Annotated in this window: 13 protein-coding genes; 5 read left to right on the top strand and 8 right to left on the bottom strand. The window is 77.0% G+C overall.

From position 1 onward, the window contains the following. Positions 1–44 precede the first annotated feature (44 nt). Positions 45–800, bottom strand: a complete 756-nt coding sequence (locus tag ACFWBN_RS05080; RefSeq protein WP_385170725.1) for a UbiA family prenyltransferase — start codon at positions 798–800, stop codon at positions 45–47. A 217-nt stretch (positions 801–1,017) separates the two neighbouring features. On the opposite strand from ACFWBN_RS05080, the gene ACFWBN_RS05075 reads away from it, so the two are divergent. From ACFWBN_RS05075 to ACFWBN_RS05065, 3 genes are all read left to right on the top strand, one after another. After that, positions 1,018–2,079, top strand: coding sequence for a type III polyketide synthase (locus ACFWBN_RS05075; protein ID WP_385170722.1), 1,062 nt, complete (start codon positions 1,018–1,020; stop codon positions 2,077–2,079). Between the two features lie 84 nt (positions 2,080–2,163). Beyond that, on the top strand, positions 2,164–2,718 hold the full coding sequence (locus ACFWBN_RS05070; protein ID WP_385171232.1) for an isoprenylcysteine carboxyl methyltransferase family protein: 555 nt from the start codon (positions 2,164–2,166) through the stop codon (positions 2,716–2,718). Beyond that, complete coding sequence (locus tag ACFWBN_RS05065) at positions 2,715–3,746, top strand: NAD(P)/FAD-dependent oxidoreductase (protein WP_385170719.1); 1,032 nt, start codon at positions 2,715–2,717, stop codon at positions 3,744–3,746. The genes ACFWBN_RS05070 and ACFWBN_RS05065 overlap by 4 nt, the downstream gene beginning before the upstream one ends. Positions 3,747–3,826: 80 nt before the next feature. Here the strand turns inward: ACFWBN_RS05065 and ACFWBN_RS05060 are convergent, their stop codons facing one another. Then, complete coding sequence (locus ACFWBN_RS05060; protein WP_385170716.1) at positions 3,827–4,768, bottom strand: hypothetical protein; 942 nt, start codon at positions 4,766–4,768, stop codon at positions 3,827–3,829. Positions 4,769–4,943: 175 nt separating this feature from the next. On the opposite strand from ACFWBN_RS05060, the gene ACFWBN_RS05055 reads away from it, so the two are divergent. Next, positions 4,944–6,545: a carboxylesterase/lipase family protein gene (locus tag ACFWBN_RS05055; protein ID WP_385171229.1), complete on the top strand. Its 1,602-nt coding sequence runs from the start codon at positions 4,944–4,946 to the stop codon at positions 6,543–6,545. On the opposite strand, the gene ACFWBN_RS05050 is transcribed toward ACFWBN_RS05055, so the two are convergent. After that, positions 6,529–7,293: a hypothetical protein gene (locus tag ACFWBN_RS05050; RefSeq protein WP_385170713.1), complete on the bottom strand. Its 765-nt coding sequence runs from the start codon at positions 7,291–7,293 to the stop codon at positions 6,529–6,531. The two genes, ACFWBN_RS05055 and ACFWBN_RS05050, sit on opposite strands and share 17 nt — an antisense overlap. Before the next feature lie 72 nt (positions 7,294–7,365). On the opposite strand from ACFWBN_RS05050, the gene ACFWBN_RS05045 reads away from it, so the two are divergent. Continuing rightward, the gene (locus ACFWBN_RS05045) at positions 7,366–7,917 is read left to right on the top strand and encodes an HAD domain-containing protein (RefSeq protein ID WP_385170710.1); all 552 of its coding nucleotides are present in this window, start codon (positions 7,366–7,368) and stop codon (positions 7,915–7,917) included. Here the strand turns inward: ACFWBN_RS05045 and ACFWBN_RS05040 are convergent. From ACFWBN_RS05040 to ACFWBN_RS05020, 5 genes are all read right to left on the bottom strand, one after another. Further along, a complete protein-coding gene (locus tag ACFWBN_RS05040; protein ID WP_385170708.1) occupies positions 7,836–9,647 on the bottom strand; it encodes a hypothetical protein in 1,812 nt (603 codons plus the stop codon). The genes ACFWBN_RS05045 and ACFWBN_RS05040 overlap by 82 nt on opposite strands. Further along, complete coding sequence (locus tag ACFWBN_RS05035) at positions 9,644–13,849, bottom strand: DUF5682 family protein (RefSeq protein WP_385170705.1); 4,206 nt, start codon at positions 13,847–13,849, stop codon at positions 9,644–9,646. Before ACFWBN_RS05035 ends, ACFWBN_RS05040 begins: the two co-directional genes overlap by 4 nt. Continuing rightward, the gene (locus ACFWBN_RS05030) at positions 13,846–15,132 is read right to left on the bottom strand and encodes an AAA family ATPase (protein WP_385170703.1); all 1,287 of its coding nucleotides are present in this window, start codon (positions 15,130–15,132) and stop codon (positions 13,846–13,848) included. The genes ACFWBN_RS05035 and ACFWBN_RS05030 overlap by 4 nt, the downstream gene beginning before the upstream one ends. Before the next feature lie 90 nt (positions 15,133–15,222). After that, entirely contained in the window at positions 15,223–20,175 is a 4,953-nt protein-coding gene (locus ACFWBN_RS05025) for a DNA-binding protein (protein ID WP_385170700.1), read from the bottom strand. Further along, complete coding sequence (locus ACFWBN_RS05020) at positions 20,172–21,038, bottom strand: DUF4132 domain-containing protein (RefSeq protein WP_385170697.1); 867 nt, start codon at positions 21,036–21,038, stop codon at positions 20,172–20,174. The genes ACFWBN_RS05025 and ACFWBN_RS05020 overlap by 4 nt, the downstream gene beginning before the upstream one ends. Positions 21,039–21,114: the final 76 nt, after the last annotated feature.

The following is a 21,114-nucleotide window of genomic DNA, read 5'->3' as shown; positions in this document are numbered from 1 at the left end:
GTTCACCGGGTCGCGGCGCCCGGCAAACCTTTCCGGCCACAGCACTAGCCGCGCAGTTGGACCACCAGCAGCAGGACGTCGGCTCCGGCGACCGCCAGCACCGCCAGGAACGGGAGCCGGCCGGCGGGGCGGCGGGCGGCGAGGAGCACCGCCGCCGCCGTCGCGGTCAGCAGGAGCCGGCCGTACGGTGTCACCGGCCCCGGCGGTCCCACGACCAGGACGGCGGCCGAGCCGAGGACCAGGAGCCCCGCCACCGCGGCCGCGCACCGGGGGCCGAGCCGCTGCGGGAGCCCCACGACCCCCGTGGCCAGGTCGTCGCCGACGTCGGGCAGCACGTTCGCGAAGTGCGCGCCGGCGCCGAGCAGGGCCGCGGCGGCCGTCAGCCACATCGGAGGCCAGGGCGCGCCCGGCAGGCCGAGGGTGAAGAAGGCGGGCAGCAGGCCGAAGGCCAGGGCGTACGGGAGCCAGGAGGCGGCCGTGCCCTTCAGGCGCAGGTTGTACGCCCAGGCGGCCGCCACGCCGGTCAGGTGCACGGCGCCGGCGAGGAGCCCGCCGGCCAGCGAGAGCGGGACGCAGGCCAGCAGGGCCAGGGCCGCCGCCCGGGACACGGCGGCGGGTGACACCGTACGGGCGACCAGGGGTTTGTCCCGGCGGCCGGCGGCCAGGTCGCGCCGCAGGTCGGCCCGGTCGTTGCACCAGCCCACCGAGAGCTGCCCGGCGGCCACCGCGCCCACGGCGACGGCGCCTCCCGCGAGGCTCCGCCCGGCGGCGGTCGCGAGCGCCACGGCGAAGAGGGTCACGGCCGCCGCCGGTACCGGGTGGCATGCCGCGGCCAGGCCTGCGGCCGTACCGCCTCGGGGTCCGGCCGCCGGGGCGGCGCCGGATCGGGGCGGTCGTCCGGTCTCTGCGGTTCGTCCGGTCTCTGCGGTTCGTGCGGGCACGGCGACACGCTAGGCGACGCCGCGCCCGATGCGCCTGATTCATAACGATGTGTCAGTTATTTCCTATGGTGAACGAATGACACGTGTTCTGGCAGTGCGCAGCGTGTTCCCGCCCCATCTCCACCGGCAGTCCGAGATCACGGCAGCGCTGGCCCGCCTCCTGCCGCCCGGCTCCGACCGGGCCCTGCTGCGCCGGGTCCACGCCTCCACCGGGGTGCGCTCTCGGCATCTCGCGCTCCCGCTGGAGCGGTACGGACCCGCGAACGACTTCGGCGCGACGAACGCGCTCTTCGTCGAGGTGGCCCTGGAGCTCGGCGCCCGGGCCCTCGAACTCGCCCTGGCCGACGGCGGCCTGCCGGCCGGCGAGCTCGACCTCGTCATGTCGACGACGGTGACCGGGCTCGCGACCCCCTCGCTGGAGGCCCTCCTCGCCGACCGCGCCGGCCTGCGCCCGGACGTGAAGCGGGTGCCGCTCTTCGGCCTCGGGTGCGCGGCCGGCGCCGCCGGTGTCGGCCACGTCCACGACTACCTGACGGGCCGGCCGGGCCACGCGGCGCTCCTCCTGTCGACGGAGCTCTGCTCGCTCACCCTCCAGGCCGCCGACAGCTCCATGGCCAACCTGGTGGCCGGGGCCCTCTTCGGCGACGGGGCGGGCGCCCTGCTGGCGGTGGGCCGCGACCACCCCCTGCACGCCGCCGGAGCCGGACCGGAGGTGGTGGCCGCGCGCAGCCGCCTCTACCCGGGCACCGCGCACCTGCTCGGCTGGGACATCGGCCACTGGGGCATGCGCATGGTCCTGGGCCGCGAACTCCCGGACCTGGTCCGGCTGCACGTGGCCGAGGAGGTCGAGACCTTCCTCGCCGCGCACGACCTGAAGCCCGCGGACGTCGACGCGTGGATCTGCCATCCGGGCGGCCCCAGGATCCTCGACGCGCTCGCCGAGGCGCTGGGGCTGCCCGAGCCGGCCTTCGCGGCGAGCCGGCGCTCGCTGGCGGCCGTCGGCAACCTCTCCTCGGCCTCGGTCCTGCACATCCTGGGCGGCATCCAGACCGCGGGTCCGCCGCCGCCCGGGTCGGTCGGGCTGATGCTCGCCTTCGGGCCGGGCTTCGCCTCCGAACTCGTCCTGCTCCGCTGGTGACCGACGACTGGTGATCGCATGCCCATGCCCATGTCCCTCTCCGTGCCCGTGCCCATGTCCGCGTTCGAGGCCATGCCCACGTCCATGACCCTGTACCTGCTGCTGATCGGCCTCGTCGCGATCGAGCGGCTCGCCGAGCTGATCACCGCCCGCCGCCACAGGGCGTGGACCCTGGCCCAGGGCGGCCGCGAGTACGGCCGCGGCCACTATCCGGCCATGGTCTTCCTGCACACCGTGCTGCTGGTGGGCTGCGTGGTGGAACCCTTGGCCGCCCACAGGCCGTTCCTGCCCGCGCTCGGCTGGTCGGCCCTCGCCCTGACCGTGGCGGCCCAGGCCCTGCGCTGGTGGTGCATCGCCAGCCTCGGAACGCGCTGGAACACCCGGGTGCTCATCGTGCCCGGACTGCCGCTGGTGGAGACGGGTCCGTACCGGCTGCTGCGCCACCCCAACTACGTGGCGGTCGTCGTGGAGGGCTTCGCGCTGCCGCTGGTGCACACCGCCTGGCTGACCGCGCTCGGCTTCACCGTGCTCAACCTGGTGCTGCTGCGCGTCCGGATCGGCTGCGAGGAGTCCGCGCTGACGGACGGCGGGCGCCTGCGCGCCCCTGCCTCCAGGCCCTCGGCGGGCTCCCGGTCGTGATCGACCTGCTGATCGCGGGCGGCGGTCCGGCCGGGCTGGCCACCGCCATCCACGGCGCCCTGGCAGGCCTGGAGGTCGTGGTCGTGGAGCCGCGGCCCACCCCGATCGACAAGGCCTGCGGGGAGGGTCTGATGCCGGGTGCGGTACGCCGCCTGCGGGAGCTGGGCGTACCCGTGGCCGGGCAGCCCTTCCACGGCATCCGCTACCTCGACGCGGTGGGCGGGCGGCACGCGGAGGGGTTGTTCCGCTCCGGCCCCGGGCTCGGCGCCCGGCGGACGGAGCTCCAGGCCGCGCTCGCCGGACGCGCCGCCCAGCTGGGCGTACGGGTGGTCCGGCGGCGCGTCGAGGAGGTCCGCCAGGACGACGGGCGCGTCAACGCCGCCGGTCTCACGGCGCGTTACCTCGTCGCCGCGGACGGCCTGCACTCCCCCGTCCGGCGCGGCCTCGGCCTCGCCGTGCCGCCCCCGCCCGGCCGGCCGGCGCGCTACGGCCTGCGCCGCCACTACGCCGTCGAGCCGTGGAGCGACCTGGTGGAGGTCCACTGGTCGGCCCACTGCGAGGCCTACGTCACCCCGCTCGGGCCCGACCGGATCGGCGTGGCCGTCCTGACCGCGGATCGCGCCCCCTTCGACGTACAGCTGGCCCGCTTCCCGCTGTTGGCGGCCCGGCTGCCCCCTCCCCGCGGCGCGCCGGTGCGCGGGGCCGGGCCGCTGCGCCAAGGGGCTCGCGTACGGGTGGCGGGACGGGTGCTGTTCGTCGGGGACGCGGCGGGGTACGTGGACGCGCTGACCGGGGAGGGCCTGACCCTGGCCGTGACGGCGGCGGGCGAACTGGTGCGCTGCGTGCGGGCGGGCCGGCCGGAGGCGTACGAGCGGGCCTGGCGCGAGCTGTCACGCAGTTACCGCACGCTCACCGCGTCCCTCTTGTGGGCGCGTCACCGGCCCCGGCTCGCCCGGCGGATCGTGCCGGCGGCGGCCGGGCTCCCCCGGGTGTTCACGGGGGCGGTGAACCTCCTCGCCGGAACATGACCCGAACAGATGGGAAGGACCGGAACATGGAGCGGCACCCCGCGCCCGTGGCGCGGGGTGCCGCTCGCTTCACCGCTCGCTCAGGCCGAGTCCTCCTGACGGCTCCTCAGCGCCAGGCCCGCGAGAACGGCACCGACCGCGGCGCACAGCACCGCGAGGACGCCGGCCCAGGCCTGCGACCCGCCCACCGCCCCGGCCAGGGGGTCGAAGTCCACCGTGCCGCCGAGCACGTGCAGGGCGACGACTCCGACGGCCGTGGCCGCCCCGGCCCGCCACACCATCGTGGTGTCCCGGACCGCCAGCAGCGCGCCCAACCCGAGGCACAGCACGGTGGCGAGGAGCGGCAGGACGTCGGCGGGCGCCGCGGTCGGCACGACCGTCAGGTCCCTGGGCAGGTGCAGGGCGCCGCTGACGAGCAGGGCCAGTACCACCGACCAGCGCAGGACGTGCCGCAGCAGCGGCGTGCCGGCCGGTTCCGCCTCGGGCTCGCCGCGCCCGCGGCCGGTGCGCCCGCGCGGCTCCTCGTACGGGGCGTCGTACAGCTCCATGTACGGGGGCTCGTACGGCTCCTCGGACATCTCGGGCTCCTCTTCCGCCGTCTGCCGCGCCGTCCGCTCCTCCGGCCGGCCCTGACGCCGCTCCTCGGTGCCCAGGATGGTCACCAGCAGGGCCACGTCCTCGATGGGCCGTCCGACGGCGGCGGCGCGCAGGGTGATGTCCGCCTCGACCACCTGGTGCGGGGCCTCGCCCAAAAGGGCGACCATCCGCTGCACTTCGTGCACGGGCCGGGTCACGGCTGCCGCGCGCAGCGCCTCGTGTCCGGGGTTGGGCAGCTGGCCGGACTCCGTGAGGAGGCTCACCAGGGCGGTGACCTCTTCGAGCGGGCGGCAGGTGGCCGCCTCTTCCAGCAGGGTGTGTACGGGACGGGTGCGCGGAGCGCCGAGTGCGCCCGGTGCGGGGGTGTCGGGGATCTCTTGGCGGTCCGAGTGTTTCGTCGCCGCGAGGGTGATGGGGTCATTCATGAAAAGCTCCGTTCGCCGACACGCGGGTCTACACATCGCGAGCCGGTCATCGTGCGTCATGGGAAGCGCACGCTTTGTTACATTTAGTGCCAGTCCCGTCCACTGCGCCATTCGGGGCGGGCAAACGGGGGGCCGCCCGGGGCTCCACGGCGAAAGGGCGTCACCCGTGCCCGACATGCGCGAGTTCCGGCGCCGGTGCGTGCTGCCGCTGCCCGTCGTACTGCTGCTCGTGGCCGGGGCGGCCGGGCCGACCCGGCCCGTCGTGGACACCGACGCGGGTCGGGTGCGCGGCCGGGCGCACGGCGCCTACAGCACCTTCGAGGGCGTCCCGTACGCCGCTCCCCCGGTCGGCGCACGGCGCTGGCGGCTCCCGGAACCGGCCCCGCGCTGGAAGGGCGTGCGCGAGGCGGGCGCCCCCGGCGCGCACTGCGTGCAGCTGCCCGCGATCGGGCCGGGCGGGCCGAGCGGCTCGGAGGACTGCCTCCACCTCAACGTCACCGCGCCCTCGGGCGGCGTCGGCCGGAGCGGGGCGCGGCCGGTGATGGTCTGGTTCCACGGCGGCGGCTTCGTCAACGGCTGGGGCGATCAGTACCGGCCCGAGCGGCTGGCCGTCGAGGGCGACGCCGTGGTCGTGACCGTCAACTACCGGCTGGGCGTCTTCGGCCTGTTCGGCCATCCGGAGCTCGGCGGGGCCCCCGACTTCGCACTCGCCGACCAGCAGGCGGCGCTGCGCTGGGTGCGGGCCAACGCCGGCCGCTTCGGCGCGGATCCGCACGACGTCACCGTGTTCGGCGAGTCGGCGGGCGCCCTCAGCGTCTGCGCCCACCTCACCTCACCGGCCTCGGCGGGCCTCTTCCGGCGGGCGATCGTGCAGAGCGGATCGTGCTCGACCACGATGCCGCCGCGGTCGCTGCTGCCCGGCCGCGGCGCCTACGAGCCCTTCGCGCCGGAGTCGCGCACGGTCGCGGAGGGCGTCGCGGCGGCGGCCCGGCTCGGCTGCGGGGACACCGCCGGGGTACTGGACTGTCTGCGCCGGCTGGACGCGGGGACGCTGGCCACCCCGGAGCTGACGCAGACCTTCTCAGCGGTCTCCTACGGCAATGCCCTGCTGCCGCTGGAACCCCGGCGGGCGCTGGAGGCCGGGCGGTTCCACCGGGTGCCGGTGATGCAGGGCACCACCCGGGACGAGATGCGGATCTTCGTCGGGCAGACCCTGGCGCAGGAGCCGATCGGCGACGGGGCCGCCTACCGGGCCCGGCTGGAGCGGTCCTTCGGCGCCGATACCGCCCGGGCCGTCGAGGCGGCCTATCCGGTGTCCCGGTACCCGACGCCGGCGGCGGCGTGGGCCGCCGTGCTGTCCGATGCCTCGTTCACCTGCCCGACGCTGCGGGACAGCGGTGCGCTCGCCCGGCACGTGCCGACGTACGACTACCTGTTCAGCGACGGCGACGCGCCCAACTTCACGGGTCTGCCACCGGTGCCGGGGCTGCCGTACGGCGCCTCGCACGGCTTCGAACTGCCCTACCTCTTCACGCTGGCACCCCTGACGGATCCGCAGCGCGGGCTCGCGGACCGGATGATCGGCTACTGGACCCGCTTCGCCCGTACCGGCGTGCCGGGTGCGGCGGGCGCCCCCGACTGGCCGCGCTACGGGGCACCGGGCTCGGTGCTGTCCCTGGCGCCGGGACCGGACGGCATCCGCACGCTGGACGCGCGGGCCGCACACCACTGCGCGCTCTGGGACGCGCGGTGGCCGGGAGTCACCACGGCTGGGTGAGGAGGACGGAACCGTCGGTGGTGCGGATGGTCACGGTTCCCTTGTCGCCGTAGACCCCGTGCCGCCAGGCGGTGAACAGCTGGGCCAGGCGCTGGGCCACGGTCTTGAGGCCCTCGTCGTTGAGGTTGGTGCCGGAGAAGGTGATCCTCGCCTCGCCGATCGCGCTCACCTTGCGGACGCGGGTCTCCTTGACGGCGTTCCGGTCGAGGGAGCCGTCGTCGCCCTTGGTGAGGTGGGCTTCCACGTAGGTCTTGAAGTCCCGGGTCATGTCGAACCAGTCCGCCGGACCGCAGGGGCCGCCGCCGTTGCCCATCTCGCCGTCGGTGGGGGGTCCGGCGTAGCCGCCGGTCTCCTGGTCGGTGGGCGGGCCCGCGTAGCCGCCCGTCTCCTGATCGGTGGGAGGCCCGGCGTAGCCGCCGGTCTCCTCGTCGGTGGGCGGACCCGCGTAACCACCCGTCTCCTCATCGGTCGGGGGCCCGGCGTACCCGCCCGTCTCCTCATCGGTGGGCGGACCCGCGTACCCGCCCGTCTCCTCGTCCGTCGGCGGGCCCGCGTAGCCCCCGCTCCCCTCGTCCGTCGTCTCGTCCGTCGTGTGGTCGAGTCCGCAGTCCGTCGGGCTGAGCGTGGGCACCGGGGCCGGCCCCGCCGCCTGTCCCGCGCGCGTGGCTCCGCACGCCGCCAGCAGGGCGCACAGGAGCCCCGCCACCACCACTCGCCCGGCCGTCCCGGAAACCGCTGCCTTCGTCATGGTCATCCCCCTCGGTCATGGAGAGGGGATCGACTCGCTCCCGGTTCCCTTCCACGGGGCTACGGTGGCGTCATGACCGGATTCGCGGCGCGCCCGCTGCTCTTCCTCGACGTCGACGGGCCGCTCATCCCGTTCGGGGCGGGCCCGTACCCGCAAGGGGACGACGCCAATCCGCTGCTCGCCCGGGTCGATCCGGCGCTCGGGCCGTTGCTGGCGGCGCTGCCCTGCGAGCTGGTGTGGGCCACGACCTGGATGGACGAGGCGAACGAGTGCATCGCGCCCCGGCTCGGCCTGCCCGAGCTGCCCGTGGTGGCCTGGCCGGAGCCCTCCGACGAGGACGGGGCGGGCGGGATCCACTGGAAGACCCCCGCCCTGCTGGCGCACGCCGCGGGACGGGACTTCGTCTGGGTGGACGACGAGATCAGCGGCGCCGACCGGGCCTGGGTGGCCGCCCGGCACCCCGGTCGGGCCCTCCTCCACCGGGTGGATCCCGGCCGGGGGCTCACCGAGGCGGACTTCGGCGCGCTGCGCGCGTGGTGCGGTCATCCGGCCCAGGAGGCGGCGACCAGGGAGCGTTCCGCCGCCGCGAGGTGGGTGGCCGAGGCCAGCCAGGCCCAGGCGTAGGCGTCCGCCGAGGGGTCGGCGAGGCGGCCGAAGGCGTCGCGGGGACGGCGGTCGGCCTCGGCGGCCAGGGCGGCGGCGAGCTCCGCGGCCGATGTGAGCCCGGCCCGGCGCAGCGGACCGTACGCGGCGAGGGGTTCGGTGCCGCGCGCCGCTTCGGCCACGGCGCGCCGGCCGCCCGCGACCCCGGTCTCCAGGAGGCGGCGTACGCGCCACAGCGGGGAGTCCGCGAGCGGATCCGGGTCGGCGGCCGGTGTCTCCTCCGGGGCGGGGCCGGTCTGCCGGGGCGGGAAGTGGGCGCCCTGGAGGCGGTCGTAGCCGAGGTCCGCGCGGTCCAGCCACTCCTCGGGCAGCCGCAGGGTGTAGTCCGCACCCGGTACGGGGCCGACGGCGAGGGGGCGCAGGGTGGCGGCCCGGTCCAGGTCGGGGCGGCCGAGGACGCGCAGCCGCAGACCGGGGTACGAGGCGAGGCGGCGCAGGTTCTCGGTGTGCGCGAGCTCCGGGTGGGGGTGCGCGGGCCGCAGCCGCAGCAGGGGTGCGCCCGGCCGTGCCTCGCGGGCCAGGAGGTGTTCCCCGGCGGCGCCGACGACGGTGACCTCGCAGCCGAGCAGGGCGGGCTCGGCGCCCTCCGGGTCGGCCTGTCGGCGGGCGAAGCACTCGGCGACCGCCTCGGCCGCGGGGCGGGCGAAGAGGGCCGCGGCAGGCTCCCCGGTCCACGGCGTGCCGCGCAGCGGGGTCGCCCTGACCTCGCGTCCGGCACCGAGGCGGCCCTCCGCGGAGACGGTCGCGCCGACGATGCGCAGGCCGCCGCGGGCGAGTCCGGCATGGTCGAGGGTGGCGCCGCCGAGGGCCACTGAGGCCGAACCCGCCCCGCGGGCCCGGGCCAGGCCGCCGGGGCGCACGTCGGAGACCGAGTAGGGCGTGCCGTCCGGGGCGAGGAGGTGGGTGACCACTCCCCCGTATCCGGTGGCGGAGAGCACGGGTTCGCGGCACAGGCCGTACACCTGGAGGCTGCCGCCGGGCGCGTAGGCGCGGCGGGCGGTGCCGGTCAGCGCGGGGCCGGCCGAACCGGCGGCCAGCAGCCCCGCGGTGTGCAGGAGTTCGCGGAATGCCGCGGTGAGGTCGCCGAGCCGGTGGGCGGCCCGCCGGTCCCGGGCCGCGCGCAGGCCCCGTACCACCCGTAGGGCGGCGGCCTCGGCGCGCGGCAGTCCGGCGAGCCGGGCGGTGTGCGCGGCGCGCAGCAGCTCGGCCTGGACCACGGCCCCGCCGGCGGTGACTCCGGCGGCGAGGGCCTCGGCGGCCGCCTGCCAGAGGGCGGCCGCGGCGCCGAGCTGGGCCTCGGTGGGAGCGGCCGGGGCGGGCTGCTCGGCCTGCTCGGCGGTCTCCGCGGGCTTGGCCGTCGCCGGCTCTCCCCCCGCGGCGGCCGGAGCGGCGTCCGCGAGCGGGGCCGCGCCGAGGGCGGCGGCCCGGTGGAGGCAGCGCGGCGCCAACAGGCAGCTGCACACGGCCTGTTCGGCTCCGGTGACGGCCCCCTGGGGGCCCGGGCTCAGCGTGACGACGGCGTCCTCGCCGAAGCGGATGGTGACGCTACCGTCCTCCGCGCGGACGGCGTGCGCCGCGCAGCTCTCGGTGGCGGCGTCCAGCTTCTTGCGCAGCCGGGCGGTGAGGTTCTCGACGGCTTCGGCGAGCACCTCGGGGGCCACGGGCGGCAGTGGGGCATGCTGCGGGCTCAACGGGGCTCTCCACGGAGACGGTCGCCCACCCAGCGGGCGAGGGCGAGGGGGCTGAGGGCGGCCACCGGCATGCCGGCCGCGACGAGTTGTTGTGCGACGGGGACCGAGTAGCGGGGCGTGCCCGCGTCGTCGAGCGCGGCGCAGCCCAGCAGGTGTGCGCCCGACGCGGCGAGGGCGCGGACCTCGCCGAGGAGGCCGCCGATCGGGGCGCCCTCCTCGAAGTCGCTGACCACGACGACGAGGGTGCGGCTCGGGACGGTGATCAGGGAGCGGGCGTGGGCGAGGCCGGCGGCGATGTGCGTACCGCCGCCGACGCGGACCTCGAGGAGGAGGGAGAGCGGGTCGTCGACCCGGTCGGTGAGGTCCACGACCTGGGTGGAGAAGGCGAGGAAGTGCGTGGAGAGGGTGGGTACGCCGCCCAGCACGGCCGCGGTCAGCGCCGACCAGATGACGGAGGCCTCCATGGAGCCGGAGACGTCGACGACGAGGATCAGCCGCCAGTCGGCCTCGCGGCTCGCCCGGGTGCTGAAGACGGGGCGCTCCGGGACGACGACCACACTGCCGTCGGGCCGCCGCCGGGTGTGCGCGAGGTTGGCGCGCAGGGTGCGGGCCAGGTCGAGGCGGCCGCCGGGGCGGCGGGTGGGGCGCGGGGTGGCGAGGCCGGAGAGGGCGGGGCGCAGCCGGGTGGCGAGCTCCTTGGCGAGCTCGTCGACCAGCCGCCTGACCAGGGGGCGCAGGCGGGCGAGTTGGGCTTCCGGCATGCCGCCGGCCAGGGACAGGACGGAGCCGAGCAGTTCCACGGAGGGCCGTACGGCCGCCGGGTCGAGCTGGGCCAGTACGTCGGTACGGCCGGCCTCGGCCGCTCCGGCCAGCACCTCCTCGCGTACGTCGGCGCCGAAGAGGGCCTCCAGCTCCTCGGACCACTCGCGGGCGGTGGGGAAGGAGGCCTCCTGGCCGCCGCCCTGTCCGGGGCCGCGGCCGGCGTCGAGGTCGGAGGCGCCCTCGCCGCGACCGGTGCCGTACAGCTCGTCGAGGGCGTGGGCGTAGCGGCGGGCGCCGGCGGGGAGCCGGTCGCGCTCGCGGCCGAGCAGGAGCCGCCAGCGGTCGGCGGGGGCGAGCCGCCGCCCGGTGGGGGCGGACGGTCGTGGCGGGGCATCGGGGGCCTCCGGCACCGGAGTCGGTGCCGCCGCCGCGGGCAGCGGGAGGTCCTTGAGTGCGGCGAGGCCGGCGGCGTCGGCCGCGGCCCAGAGGGCGAGGAGCGCGGGCGGCGCGTCGAGCGCGAGGTCGATGCGGTCGCCGAGCCGCTCGGTGACGGTGTCGAGCAGCCGGTCTCGGGCGGCGGGGGAAAGGGTGTCGAAGCCGCCGCGCAGCGCGGGGAGGCGGAGGAGGAAGTCGTCGTCGGAGAGGTGCTCGACGCGGTCGAGGAGCGGGGTGAGGGCGGCCGGGGAGGACTGGAGGAGCGGTCCGGCGGCGGTGAGGAGTCCGCCGAGGCGGCGGGCCAGGGCGCGCCGGCTGTCGGGGGCGGCGGCGCTGTCGAGCCACCCGGCGGCGCGGTCGCCGAGGCGGGCGGCGGGGTCGAGGTCGAGGAGGACCCGGACGGCGAGGGCCGCACCCTGCATCAACGGGGAGCCGGAGGCGGCGAGTTCGGCGAGGGCTCCGTCGGTGCGCAGGCCGAGGTGGCGGGCGGCTGCGCGGTCGGCGAGGGCCACCAGGGCGCCCGCGTCGGCGGGGTCGTCGCTGCCGGCGAGGCCGGGCAGGGAGCGTACGGCCGCTTCGAGCAGGTCGCCGGTGAGCGTGGCGGCGGTGGCCCGCGCGGTGGACGAGGCCCCGGGGAGGTGTCCGCGCCGCAGGGCCTCCAACAGGTCGAGTGCGTCGAGCAGTTCGGGCAGGGTCGCGGTCCGCGGCAGGGTGTCGGCCGCCTCGTGGAGCCGTACGTCGACCAGTTCGGGCAGATCGCACCGTGCGGCCGCGGCCAGCCCGGCGAGGATCTGGGCCGGGGTCGGCCCGCCCTCGGCGGCGGCGCGGCGCGCGGTGTCGCGGAGGGTGCCGGCGGCGGCCTGGGCGGCGGTGACGCCGCGGACCCCGGCGAGATCCAGCCGGGCGGGGACGGAAGGCGTCCAGGACAGCCGCCACTTGGTGCCGAGGGCGGTGGCGTCGCCGGTGGCGGACACCGCGAGGGGTTCCCCGTAGGAGGCGCCGCAGACCAGGAGCCGCTGGAGCAGCACCTCGCGGCGGGCGTCGAGGGCGGAGCGCAGCGGGTCGAGGCGGACCTCGCGGGAGGCGGGGTCGTCGGGGCCGGGCAGCCGCAGTCCCGCCAACTCGGCCTCGACGGAGGGGCCGAGGCCGGAGCGGGGGGCGTGCGGGGTGATCCGCCCGCGGGCGGTGCCGACGAGGACGGCCTCCAGCGCCCGGGCCAGCGCCCGCCCCCGGCCGAGCGGTTCGCCCTGGCCGAGGACGGTGGTGACGGCCTCGAGGAGCTCGCCGCGGCCGGGCGCGGGGAGCCCGCGCAGGACGGCGAGGTCACAGGCGAGCCGCAGCGTCTCGGCGGCCTCACCGGTACCGGCGGTGTGCCCGGCGCGACGCAGCTCCCGGCAGACCCCGGTGACGGCGACGGAGGCGGCCTCCCGCAGCCGCTCGGGATCACCACCGGCGTGCAGCACGGCCTGCTGCCACAGGGGGTCCCGGATCCCGGCGGGGTACCCGGAACGGGAATCGAGCAGGTCGAAGGAGTACGGCACGAACGAGGCGACGACCTCGCCCGCCCCTCCGCCTGCGGCGGGCACCACACCGGGCCCGTGCACCCCCGGTGTACCGCACGCAGCGGCCACCGCACCCGGCCCCGCCCCTTCGCCTGCGGCGAGCACCACGCCCGGCCCGTGCACCCCCGGTGTACCGCACGCAGCGGCCACCGCACCCGGCCCCGCCCCTCCGCCTGCGGCGAGCACCACACCGGGCCCGTGCACCCCCGGTGTACCGCACGCAGCGGCCACCGCACCCGGCCCCGCCCCTCCGCCTGCGGCGAGCACCACGCCCGGCCCGTGCACCCCCGGCGGTGTACCGCAGGCAGCGGCCACCGCACCCGGCCCCGTCCCTTCGCCTGCGGCGGGCACCACGCCGGGCCCGTGGACCCCCGGTGGTGTGCCGCAGGCAGCGGCCGCACCCGGCTCGCCGCCACCGGCGGAGGCGGCACCCGCCGCCGGGGCCGGCCCCGTCCCTTCGCCTGCGGCGCGCACCGGATCCGGCTCACCGCGGCCGGGCGCCTTCGGCGCTTCGGCGGCTCCGGCCGGGTTGGCGCCCGTGGCCGTGTCGGCAGCAGGCCGCTCGCCGGCCGCGGGGGCCAGCGCCGGGGCGTGGAAGGCGCCGATCACCGCCGCCACGCGGTGGCTCGCGGCGGCGGCTTTCGCGATGACCTCGCGCATGTGGGCCTCACGGGCCAGGTCCCGCGCCGGGACGGCCGGGGCGTCGGCGCGCAGGGCCCAGCCGACGCCGAGCGCCGCACGGCGTACCGCTTCCGGGGAGCAGCCCGGTGCGAGGACCTCGACCGCGCGGTCCCACAGGTCCTCGCCGTCCCGGCCCGTACCGGCGGCGGTGAGGGCGTCCGCGAAGGACCCTCCGGGCCGCGGTTCCGGGCGCACGCGGGATTCCGGGCCCGAACCCGATTCGGCGTTCCCACCGCGAGCCGGTGCCGGGACCGACCCGCCGGCCGGGCGCTCGCCCAGCGGCGCGGCCTGAGCGGGGACGACCGGGCCCGGGGCCGGAACCGGAGTCCCGCCCGTGCCGGAAGCCGTGCCCTGGTCGGGGGCCTGGCCGAAGTCGGGGGCCGGGGCCACGGGCCGGTCGGTCCAGCCGTCGTCGGACAGGGGGAGGTCGCAGCAGACGACGGCCGCGCCGGAGCGGCGGGCCCAGCGGATCGCGGCCAGTTCCGGGGAGAAGTCCGCGAACGGGTAGAACGCCAGGCGGCCGTCCGTACCCGAGCCGGCCAAGGCGACCGGGGCGACCGTTTCGGGGTCGGCCAAGTGCTCGACCCACGGCTGGAAGTCGGCCGGCAGCTCCACGCAGACCACCTCCGCGCCGGAGGCGTCAAGCAGCGCCGGGACCACCGCGGCCAGCGCGGGGCTGTGGTGGCGCACGCCCAGCAGGTACGGCGTGCGCGACGCGGCGAGCGCGTCGACGGCGGCGCGCGGATCGGTCGTCGGCGTCACCGCAGGCTCCCGCGCAGGTCCCACAGGCGGCGCCACATCGCCGAGCCGTCCTCGGCCCGGCGGCGGACCGGGCCGTCCCAGTAGCCGAGCAGGCGGCCGTGGTCGGCGGGGTCGTCCTTGCGGACCACGCCCAGCAGGTGGCCCGGCAGCAGGTCCAGCACGTCCCCGCCGGGCAGGTACGCGGCCGAGACCCCCAGCGAGGCCGCCACCTGCACGGCCTCGGCGGTGGACATGACCGTCCCGGGCCGTTCCACGTCCCAGCCCTCGGCGGAGCGCCCCGAGCGCAGGTCCCGGAAGACGGTGACGAGCGCGTCGAGCACGGCGTCGTCGACGCCGAAGGCCGCTCCCGCCCGCTCCACGGCCGCCACCGCCTGGCGGCGGATCAGCGTGGCCTCGGCGTCCGCGTCCGCGATCGGGGCGACCGTCTCGAAGTTGAAGCGCCGCTTGAGGGCGGCGGACATCTCGGAGACGCCCCGGTCGCGCAGGTTCGCGGTGGCGATGACGGTGAAGCCGGGGGCCGCGGAGACCACCGCGTCCTCGGTGGCGGTCAGTTCGGGCACGCTGACCCGCCGGTCGGACAGGATCGACACCAGCGCGTCCTGCACCTCGGGCAGGCAGCGGGTGATCTCCTCGACCCGCACCACCCGCCCGGTGCGCATGGCGGAGAGCACCGGGGAGTCGACCAGCGCCTGCGAGGTGGGGCCCTGGGCGAGCAGCAGGGCGTAGTTCCAGCCGTAGCGGAAGGCGTCCTCCGTCGTGCCCGCCGTGCCCTGCACGGTCAGCGCGCTGGTGCCGCAGACGGCGGCGGCCAGCAGTTCGGAGAGCATCGACTTGGCCGTGCCGGGCTCGCCGGTGAGCAGCAGGCCGCGCTCGCCCGCGAGGGTGACCACGCACCGCTCCACGAGGGCGCGTTCGCCGACGAACTTGGGGGCGATGGCCAGCTTCGCCGGCAGTCCGGCCCGGCGGCGCCCCGGCAGGGCGAGTTCGGCGCCGTCGCTGCCGCACACGAAGGTGACGACGGCGCGCGGGGTGAGCGCCCAGCCGGGCGGGCGGGGGCCGGGGTCCTGGGCGGCGAGGAAGGCGAGTTCGGCGGCGTACCGCTCCTCGGCGGGAAGTACCTGCCGGGCCGCCGTCGCGGCGGGCGTGGCGGGAGCGGCGGGCGTGGCGGAAGCGGTAGGCGTGGCGGGAGCGGTGGGCGTGGCGGAAGCGGCGGCTTCGGCGCTCCGGGCGGCGGCAGCGGCCTCGGCAGCGGCGATGGCGGCGGCTTCGTCGGTGGCGGTCATCAGGTCCTCAAGTCCTCTGGTTGCTCGGTGTCCTCGGATGGGGGTCCGCACGGCGGCCGGCGGGTGCCGGCCGCCGTGCCGGCGGTGTCATCAGCGGCGGGCGCGGCCCCGGGTGCGCTTCACCTTGAGCTCCTCGAAGCGCGGTACGTCGCCCTCCCGGACCCGCTGCCAGGCCCGCCGGTAGAGCTCCGCGGCCGGTTCGCCGGGCACCAGCACGCCCAGCCGGCCGTACATCGGGAGCTTCCACTGCTCCACCGGCAGCGTCGGCGCGGCCCTGTCGGCCCACGCGCCCGGCAGGAACAGCGTGCGTCCGGCCCGGCTCCGGTCGGCCGTCACCACGAGATCGGTGGCGGCCAGTTCGGCGCGGGCCGCCTTGAGGCGGGCCGGCTTCCAGCCGGTCCACCGGGCGGTGTTGCGGTCGGTGGGGTCGGGCATCGCGAGCAGTGCGAGGTAGAGGGCGGCCGCGTCGGCGCCGAGGCCGTGCGCGGCGGAGACCTCCTCGACCAGCTCGGGCACCGAGCGGGTCGGGTCCTGCGGCCACCAGGTGCCGTCCGCGTCGGCGGAGCCCGCCGCCGGGGCGCCCGGGTCGGCGAGCAGGGCGGCGAAGCGCGGGTCGTGGGCGGCCCGCAGCGCCTCCTCGACGCCGAGGGGGCCCTGGTCGGCTCCGCGCAGCAGCGGCAGGTACGGGTCGGAGCCGGTGGAGTCCAGCAGCGTCGGGCGCAGGGCGGGCCGGGGCCGGTCGTCGTGGGTGGGCAGGACGACCGCGCCGTACCGCTCGTAGCCCTCGCCGGTCTCGGTGGGGGTGCCCGCCGCCTTCCGGAAGTCGGACAGGCTGATGAAGTTCAGGGTGCTGAGCATCAGTTCGGGCGAGGCGAGCCGCTGCCGTACGGCCGTGAGCGCGGGCGGCAGGGCCGCGCGTACGGGGTCGCCCGCGGGCAGCCGGTGGGCCAGCCAGGCCGCCGTGGCGAGGATCCCGCACAGGGCGGACGAGCTGAAGGGCTCCTCGGCGGGTTGGCGGGGTTCCACGTGGTCGCCGTTCACCGTCCAGGCCACGTCGGTGGACAGGGTGCGCGAGGCCGCCGGGTCGAGCAGGGCGGCCAGGGCGCGGTGGGCGGGCCAGTGGCCGCGGACGGCGCGGGCGGCCTCGGTGGCCAGCCAGTCGGGTACGGGCGTACGGCGGCCCACCTTCCGGTTCCACACCTCGGCGGCGGCGGCCGCGTCGGGGCCCTCGGTCCACAGCCGCGCCGGGTCGGCGGGAAGCAGGGCGGCGAGGACGGCCCGCCGAACCGACGCGTCGAGGTTCTTGAGCTCGTCGCGTGCGGTGGCCGCGTCGGCGGCCTTGAGTCCGAGGGCGGTGCGCAGGTCCTTGGGCAGGAAGTTGCGCTCCCAGGCGTCGATGTGGGGGAATCCGGCGACGACGAGCCGGGCGAGGGCGTCGGGGACCCCGGTGAGGCGGGCGAACTCCTCGGCGGCTTCGGGGCGGAAGGGTGCCGGTCCGTGCTCGGCGGCCGCGCCCAGGAAGGCGGCCAGCCAGCCGGCGGGACGCTCGGGGTCGCCGAGCGGGGCGTCGCCGTGCACGGTGTAGGGGGCGGGGACGGCGAAGCGGCCGGCGGGATCGTGGAGGAGGGCACCGAACTCGTGCCCGTCGGTCAGGGTCCGGGAGTGCTCGGTGAGGGCGAGCACGGCTCCGCCGCCGAGAGGGAACACGGACGGGTGCGGGAGCCTCCGCTCGCGCCCGTCGGGGGTGACCAGGTGGGCCCGGTCGAGGTGGAGCAGGACCCGGCGCCAGTGGGCGGCGGACCCCTGGGCGGAGTCCAGGCCGAGCCCGTCCACGGCGGCCAGGAGGGCGAGCAGGGCCGCCCGCTGTTCGTCGTCGGGAACCGGGCCGGCGGCGCGGTAGGCGACGGCGGCGGGCTGGTCGAGCAGCGGTGACCACGGGAAGGTGGTGGCGCGCCGGACGGGGACGTCGAAGTGGAGGCGTCCGGGCGTGTGGACGGCGTCGGTGTCGGCGCGGGCCGCGGCGAGGTCGCGGAGGGTGCCGTGGGCGGCGTCGGTGTCGATGCCCCAGCGGTAGTAGCCGGAGTCGAGGATGCCGCTGAGGGCTTCGCCGAGGAGCCGGTCGGTGGGGCCCTGTTCGGTCTCCTCGGCGGGGCCGGAGTCCGGGCTGAGCCGGGCGGCGACGGCGTCCAGGGCCTTCCGCTGGGTGAGGGTGAAGCGGAGGACCTCGATGATGCCGCCGATCAGCTTCGGTGCGGTGACCTGCGGCAGGGCCGCACTCACCACACCGGGCAGGTCCGCGGCCTTCTCGGTGGCGGCGGCCGCCTTGAGCAGGGTGGCGACGGTCTCGCGGTCGGCGGTGCGCAGCGCGCCCGAGCCCTCGGGGTCGCGCGGGCGCAGGGCGTACCAGTGGGAGAGCGGCGGCAGGTCGATGCTGCCGGTGGCGAAGGCGGACTGTCGGTGGTGCTCGTTGCGCGACCGGGCGGTGACCACGCCGTCCGGGTCGCTGATGCTCAGCTCGCGCCACTGATGGGACAGGGCGCGCGGCCGGTCGTCGCCGGGGAAGGCGAGTGCCGCGACCGGCATCTCGCCGCCCTCGGGCACGGTGACCGTGCGGCCCGCGGTGTCGGACCCGTGCCAGCCGTGGTCGCGCAGGCGTACGGCACGCCAGCCGAGCACGCCGTCGACGGGCGATCCGAGCACCGAGCCCGGCACGGCGGGCGTGGGCCGCAGCCAGGCGCTGTGGGCGGGGAGCACGGCGCTGTCCGGGTGGCCGTGCAGGGCGTCGGCGAGGAAGGCGGGCTGGGAGAGCCGGCCGTAGGTGGAGCTCGCGGGGTCGTACTCGCGCCAGCCGCGCTCGTCGTCCCCGTCCCGCTGCTGCCACACCCAGTACGAGGTGCCGTCGGACAGCATGGCCCGCTCGGCCGGCAGCTTCGTGTCGCCGCGGTGCAGGACGCCGGCGCCGGTGGTGCGGCCGCCGTCCGGCAGGGGCAGGGTGGCGTGCTCGGAGCGCAGCGACCAGTGGTTGCGGTCGGTGTCCAGGGTGAGCACGGTGCCCGGGTCGGTGTGCCAGTAGCCCTGGGTTTCGCCGGTGTTCCAGGAGGACCAGAAGACGAGCAGTTCGCCGTCGACGTAGTGGAATCCGAGGCGCTGCCCGGAGCCGGTCGGCACGCGCAGGTCGTGGGTGAGGACGGTGGAGTCGGCGTCGATGACCCGGACCTGGACCTGGTTGGCGACGATCAGGTACGGCCAGGACTCCACCACGGTCAGGCCCTGGCGGCCCTGGCCGGGGCTGAGTTCGGCGAAGGCGCTCTCCCAGGCGGGCCAGGCCAGTTCCTCGAAGAGGCCGCCGCGCAGGGTGCGGGCGAGGGTTTCGGCGAGGTCGAGGGCGGTGGCGGCGGCCACGTCCTCGGGGGCCAGGGCGAGGGCTTCGGCGGGCAGCCAGGTCAGGCGCCGGATGGCGTCGGGGATCCCCGGCAGCCCGGCGGCGCGGGAGGCGCGGGCGACACCGCGCATCCACTCGGTCAGCAGCGGCCGGCCGCCGGCCGAGGCGGCGACCGCCTGGACGATGTCGGTGCCGCTGGTGGCGTCCCCGAGGGCGTTCAGCGCGCGGTGGAAGGCGGGGTGGAACCGCTCGTCGGCGGCGAGCGCGAGCAGGTCGCGGCGCTGGTCGGCGCGGGCCCAGTCGCGCAGGTTCAGCTGGTCGTGCCGGTGGCGCCGGTCCGCCGGATCGGGGTCGGCGACGGGGAGGTCCAGGGTGAGCAGCAGGTCGAGGAGGTCGGCGTCCTCGACGCCCACGCGCAGGCCCGCTTCGCGGCCGGGACGTGCGAGTTCGGCACGCAGCCGGGGCGCGCAGCGGGTGACGAGGTCGAGCAGGCCGGGGGGTGTGGGGCGCAGGCTCCAGCCGGCGTGGCGGGCGGCGTGGAAGCGTTCGAGCCAGCCGGCGGCGCCGTCGGCGCACCGCTGTTCGGCGGGCAGGCCCTCGGAGACCAGTCCGGCGGTGGCGCCGGATTCCTCCAGGAGCTCCAGCCACAGGCTGGTGAGTTCGACGCTGTCGCCGCCGCCGGGCGGGGTCAGCGTGAGGAGCGTGCCGCGTACGTCGGGCACCCGCCGGGCGAGCGCGACGAGTGCGCCGCGGTGGGCCTTCCACCAGCCGGTCGCGGCGCGCAGGGTGGCGGGCAGGGGCAGCAGTTCGGCGAGGTAGTCCTGCTCGGGCTCGGTGCCCGTGAGGCCCGCGGCGCGGGCGAGGCGGCGCAGTTCGGTGGCGGCCTGCGCGGAGGGCGGCAGCCCGCCGGCGGTGCGGCGCACGCACAGGCGGCGGAAGCGCGCGTAGGCCTCGGCGGGGGTGACGCGCAGGGCCAGCTGCTTCCCGTATCCGGTGAGCACCTTCACCGGCAGGGCGCCGGCCAGGGCGAATTCGAGGAATACGGCGTCGAGGCGGTCCTCGTCGACGGCCAGTCCGTGCTGGGCCTCGGCGGTGCGGGCCCGGCCGAAGAGCTGGGCGGCGTAGGTGGTGTTCTCGACGGCGAGGAAGGTGCGGGCGGCCTGCTCGTGGAAGACGGGCAGGAAGTGCGGGACGGAGGCGGCGAGCCGGCCGGCCAGTTCGAGGCAGGCGTCGAGTGCGGCCTTGGGCTTGGTCTTGGCCTGGCGAGCGATCCGGTCGAGTTCGGGGACGACGGCGAGGGCGTGGTGGCCGTCCTCGGGGTGGTGCACGAGGACCCATTCGGGGAAGCCGAGGGCCTGGCGCTGGCCGAGGCCGACCACGGGCGGCTCCCCCTCGTCGAGGACGAGTCCGAGGAAGCCGGCGGCGAGGTCCTCGGCCGGGCCCAGTTCGGCGGCGGCGAGCCGGACGACGACGCGGTCCTCACCGAGGGCGGGGTGGCGGTAGGAGCGGGCGGTGAGCGGGACGGCGGAGGGTCCGGCGTCCGCGGTGCCGTGGGGCAGCACGGCGCCGGCCTTGAGCAGCAGTTCGGCCTCGCTCACGCGCGCACCGTTCTTTCCGGTAGGGGTGGTCGTGCCGGTGGTAGTGGTGGTGGTGGTGTTCACGCGTCCTTGCCCTCCTCGATCTTGCGTCCGGCGTACAGCGCCGCGGCCATCCGCATGCCCTCGGACCAGGCCACCGGTCCGACCTCGGCCAGGCGCACCGCCCGGCCCTCCTCGTCGTGCCAGTTCAGGGCGCCGGTGGTCGTCTCGTCCTCGTAGTAGGGCTCGCCGATCCACACCGCCGCCTCGGTGCCGCGGCCGCCGTCGCGGACCTTGCAGGTGGCGTAGCCGCCGGAGACCCGGTAGCCGAGGCCCGTCGCCCGGGCCGCGAGGCTGAAGCGGGTGGGGAAGACCCCGCCCGCGTAGTCGCGTACCTCGGTGGCGGTGGCGGCGAGCCCTTCGGGCTTGTGCCAGGTGGCGCGGTGGATCTGCTCGACGCGCTGCACGATGCCCAGTTCGGCCGCGAAGTCCCGTACGTCGTCCAGGTCGGGCAGCAGCACCGGGTGGGGCAGGGTCACCGTGCGCGGGGAGAACCGTACGGTCTCGCCGTCGAGGTTGACCACCTTCAGCTCACCGGAGTCGGTGGCGTCCCGCAGGAAGCCCACCTCGTCGGGGTCCTCGCCGACGACGGCCAGGTCGCGCAGGGCGTCCTGCCAGGCCTCGTCCGGCCAGAGCCGGGCGAGCAGCGCGGTGGGCACCGGCAGCGAGGAGACCATCCAGGTGTCCACCTGGGCGACGCAGGCCGCGGCGTGCCGGTCGAGCCATGCGGAGAGCCGGCGCAGCCGGTCCACCTCGGGATGGTCCTTGAGTGCCTTGGGCAGGGTCTTCAACTGCCGCCCCGCCGCCCGGCCGGTGGTGGACCGCGCCGCCACCCGCCCCTCGATCAGGGCGATCTCGTACCCCTCGCCCGCTGCCAGCCATGCCATCAGCACGTACCCTTCCCCGCCTGTCCCGACCGTTTCCGCGCAGCCCTGACAGCGGGGTCAAAGCCCCCCTGAGCTG

The organism is Streptomyces sp. NPDC059989, assembly GCF_042736975.1.
In the GTDB taxonomy this organism is placed as follows: Bacteria; Actinomycetota; Actinomycetes; order Streptomycetales; family Streptomycetaceae; genus Streptomyces.
The sequence above is the reverse complement of the archived record's forward strand: the minus strand, read 5'-3'. Positions and strand labels throughout refer to the sequence as shown.

What these genes read in the sequence shown, in the direction of transcription:
- ACFWBN_RS05075 (WP_385170722.1), top strand. Translation starts at nt 1,018, where the DNA reads ATGACACGTGTTCTGGCAGTGCGCAGCGTGTTCCCGCCCCATCTCCAC.
- ACFWBN_RS05070 (WP_385171232.1), top strand. Translation starts at nt 2,164, where the DNA reads ATGACCCTGTACCTGCTGCTGATCGGCCTCGTCGCGATCGAGCGGCTC.
- ACFWBN_RS05060 (WP_385170716.1), bottom strand. Translation starts at nt 4,768, where the DNA reads ATGAATGACCCCATCACCCTCGCGGCGACGAAACACTCGGACCGCCAA.
- ACFWBN_RS05055 (WP_385171229.1), top strand. Translation starts at nt 4,944, where the DNA reads ATGCGCGAGTTCCGGCGCCGGTGCGTGCTGCCGCTGCCCGTCGTACTG.
- ACFWBN_RS05050 (WP_385170713.1), bottom strand. Translation starts at nt 7,293, where the DNA reads ATGACGAAGGCAGCGGTTTCCGGGACGGCCGGGCGAGTGGTGGTGGCG.
- ACFWBN_RS05045 (WP_385170710.1), top strand. Translation starts at nt 7,366, where the DNA reads ATGACCGGATTCGCGGCGCGCCCGCTGCTCTTCCTCGACGTCGACGGG.
- ACFWBN_RS05030 (WP_385170703.1), bottom strand. Translation starts at nt 15,132, where the DNA reads ATGACCGCCACCGACGAAGCCGCCGCCATCGCCGCTGCCGAGGCCGCT.
- ACFWBN_RS05020 (WP_385170697.1), bottom strand. Translation starts at nt 21,038, where the DNA reads ATGGCATGGCTGGCAGCGGGCGAGGGGTACGAGATCGCCCTGATCGAG.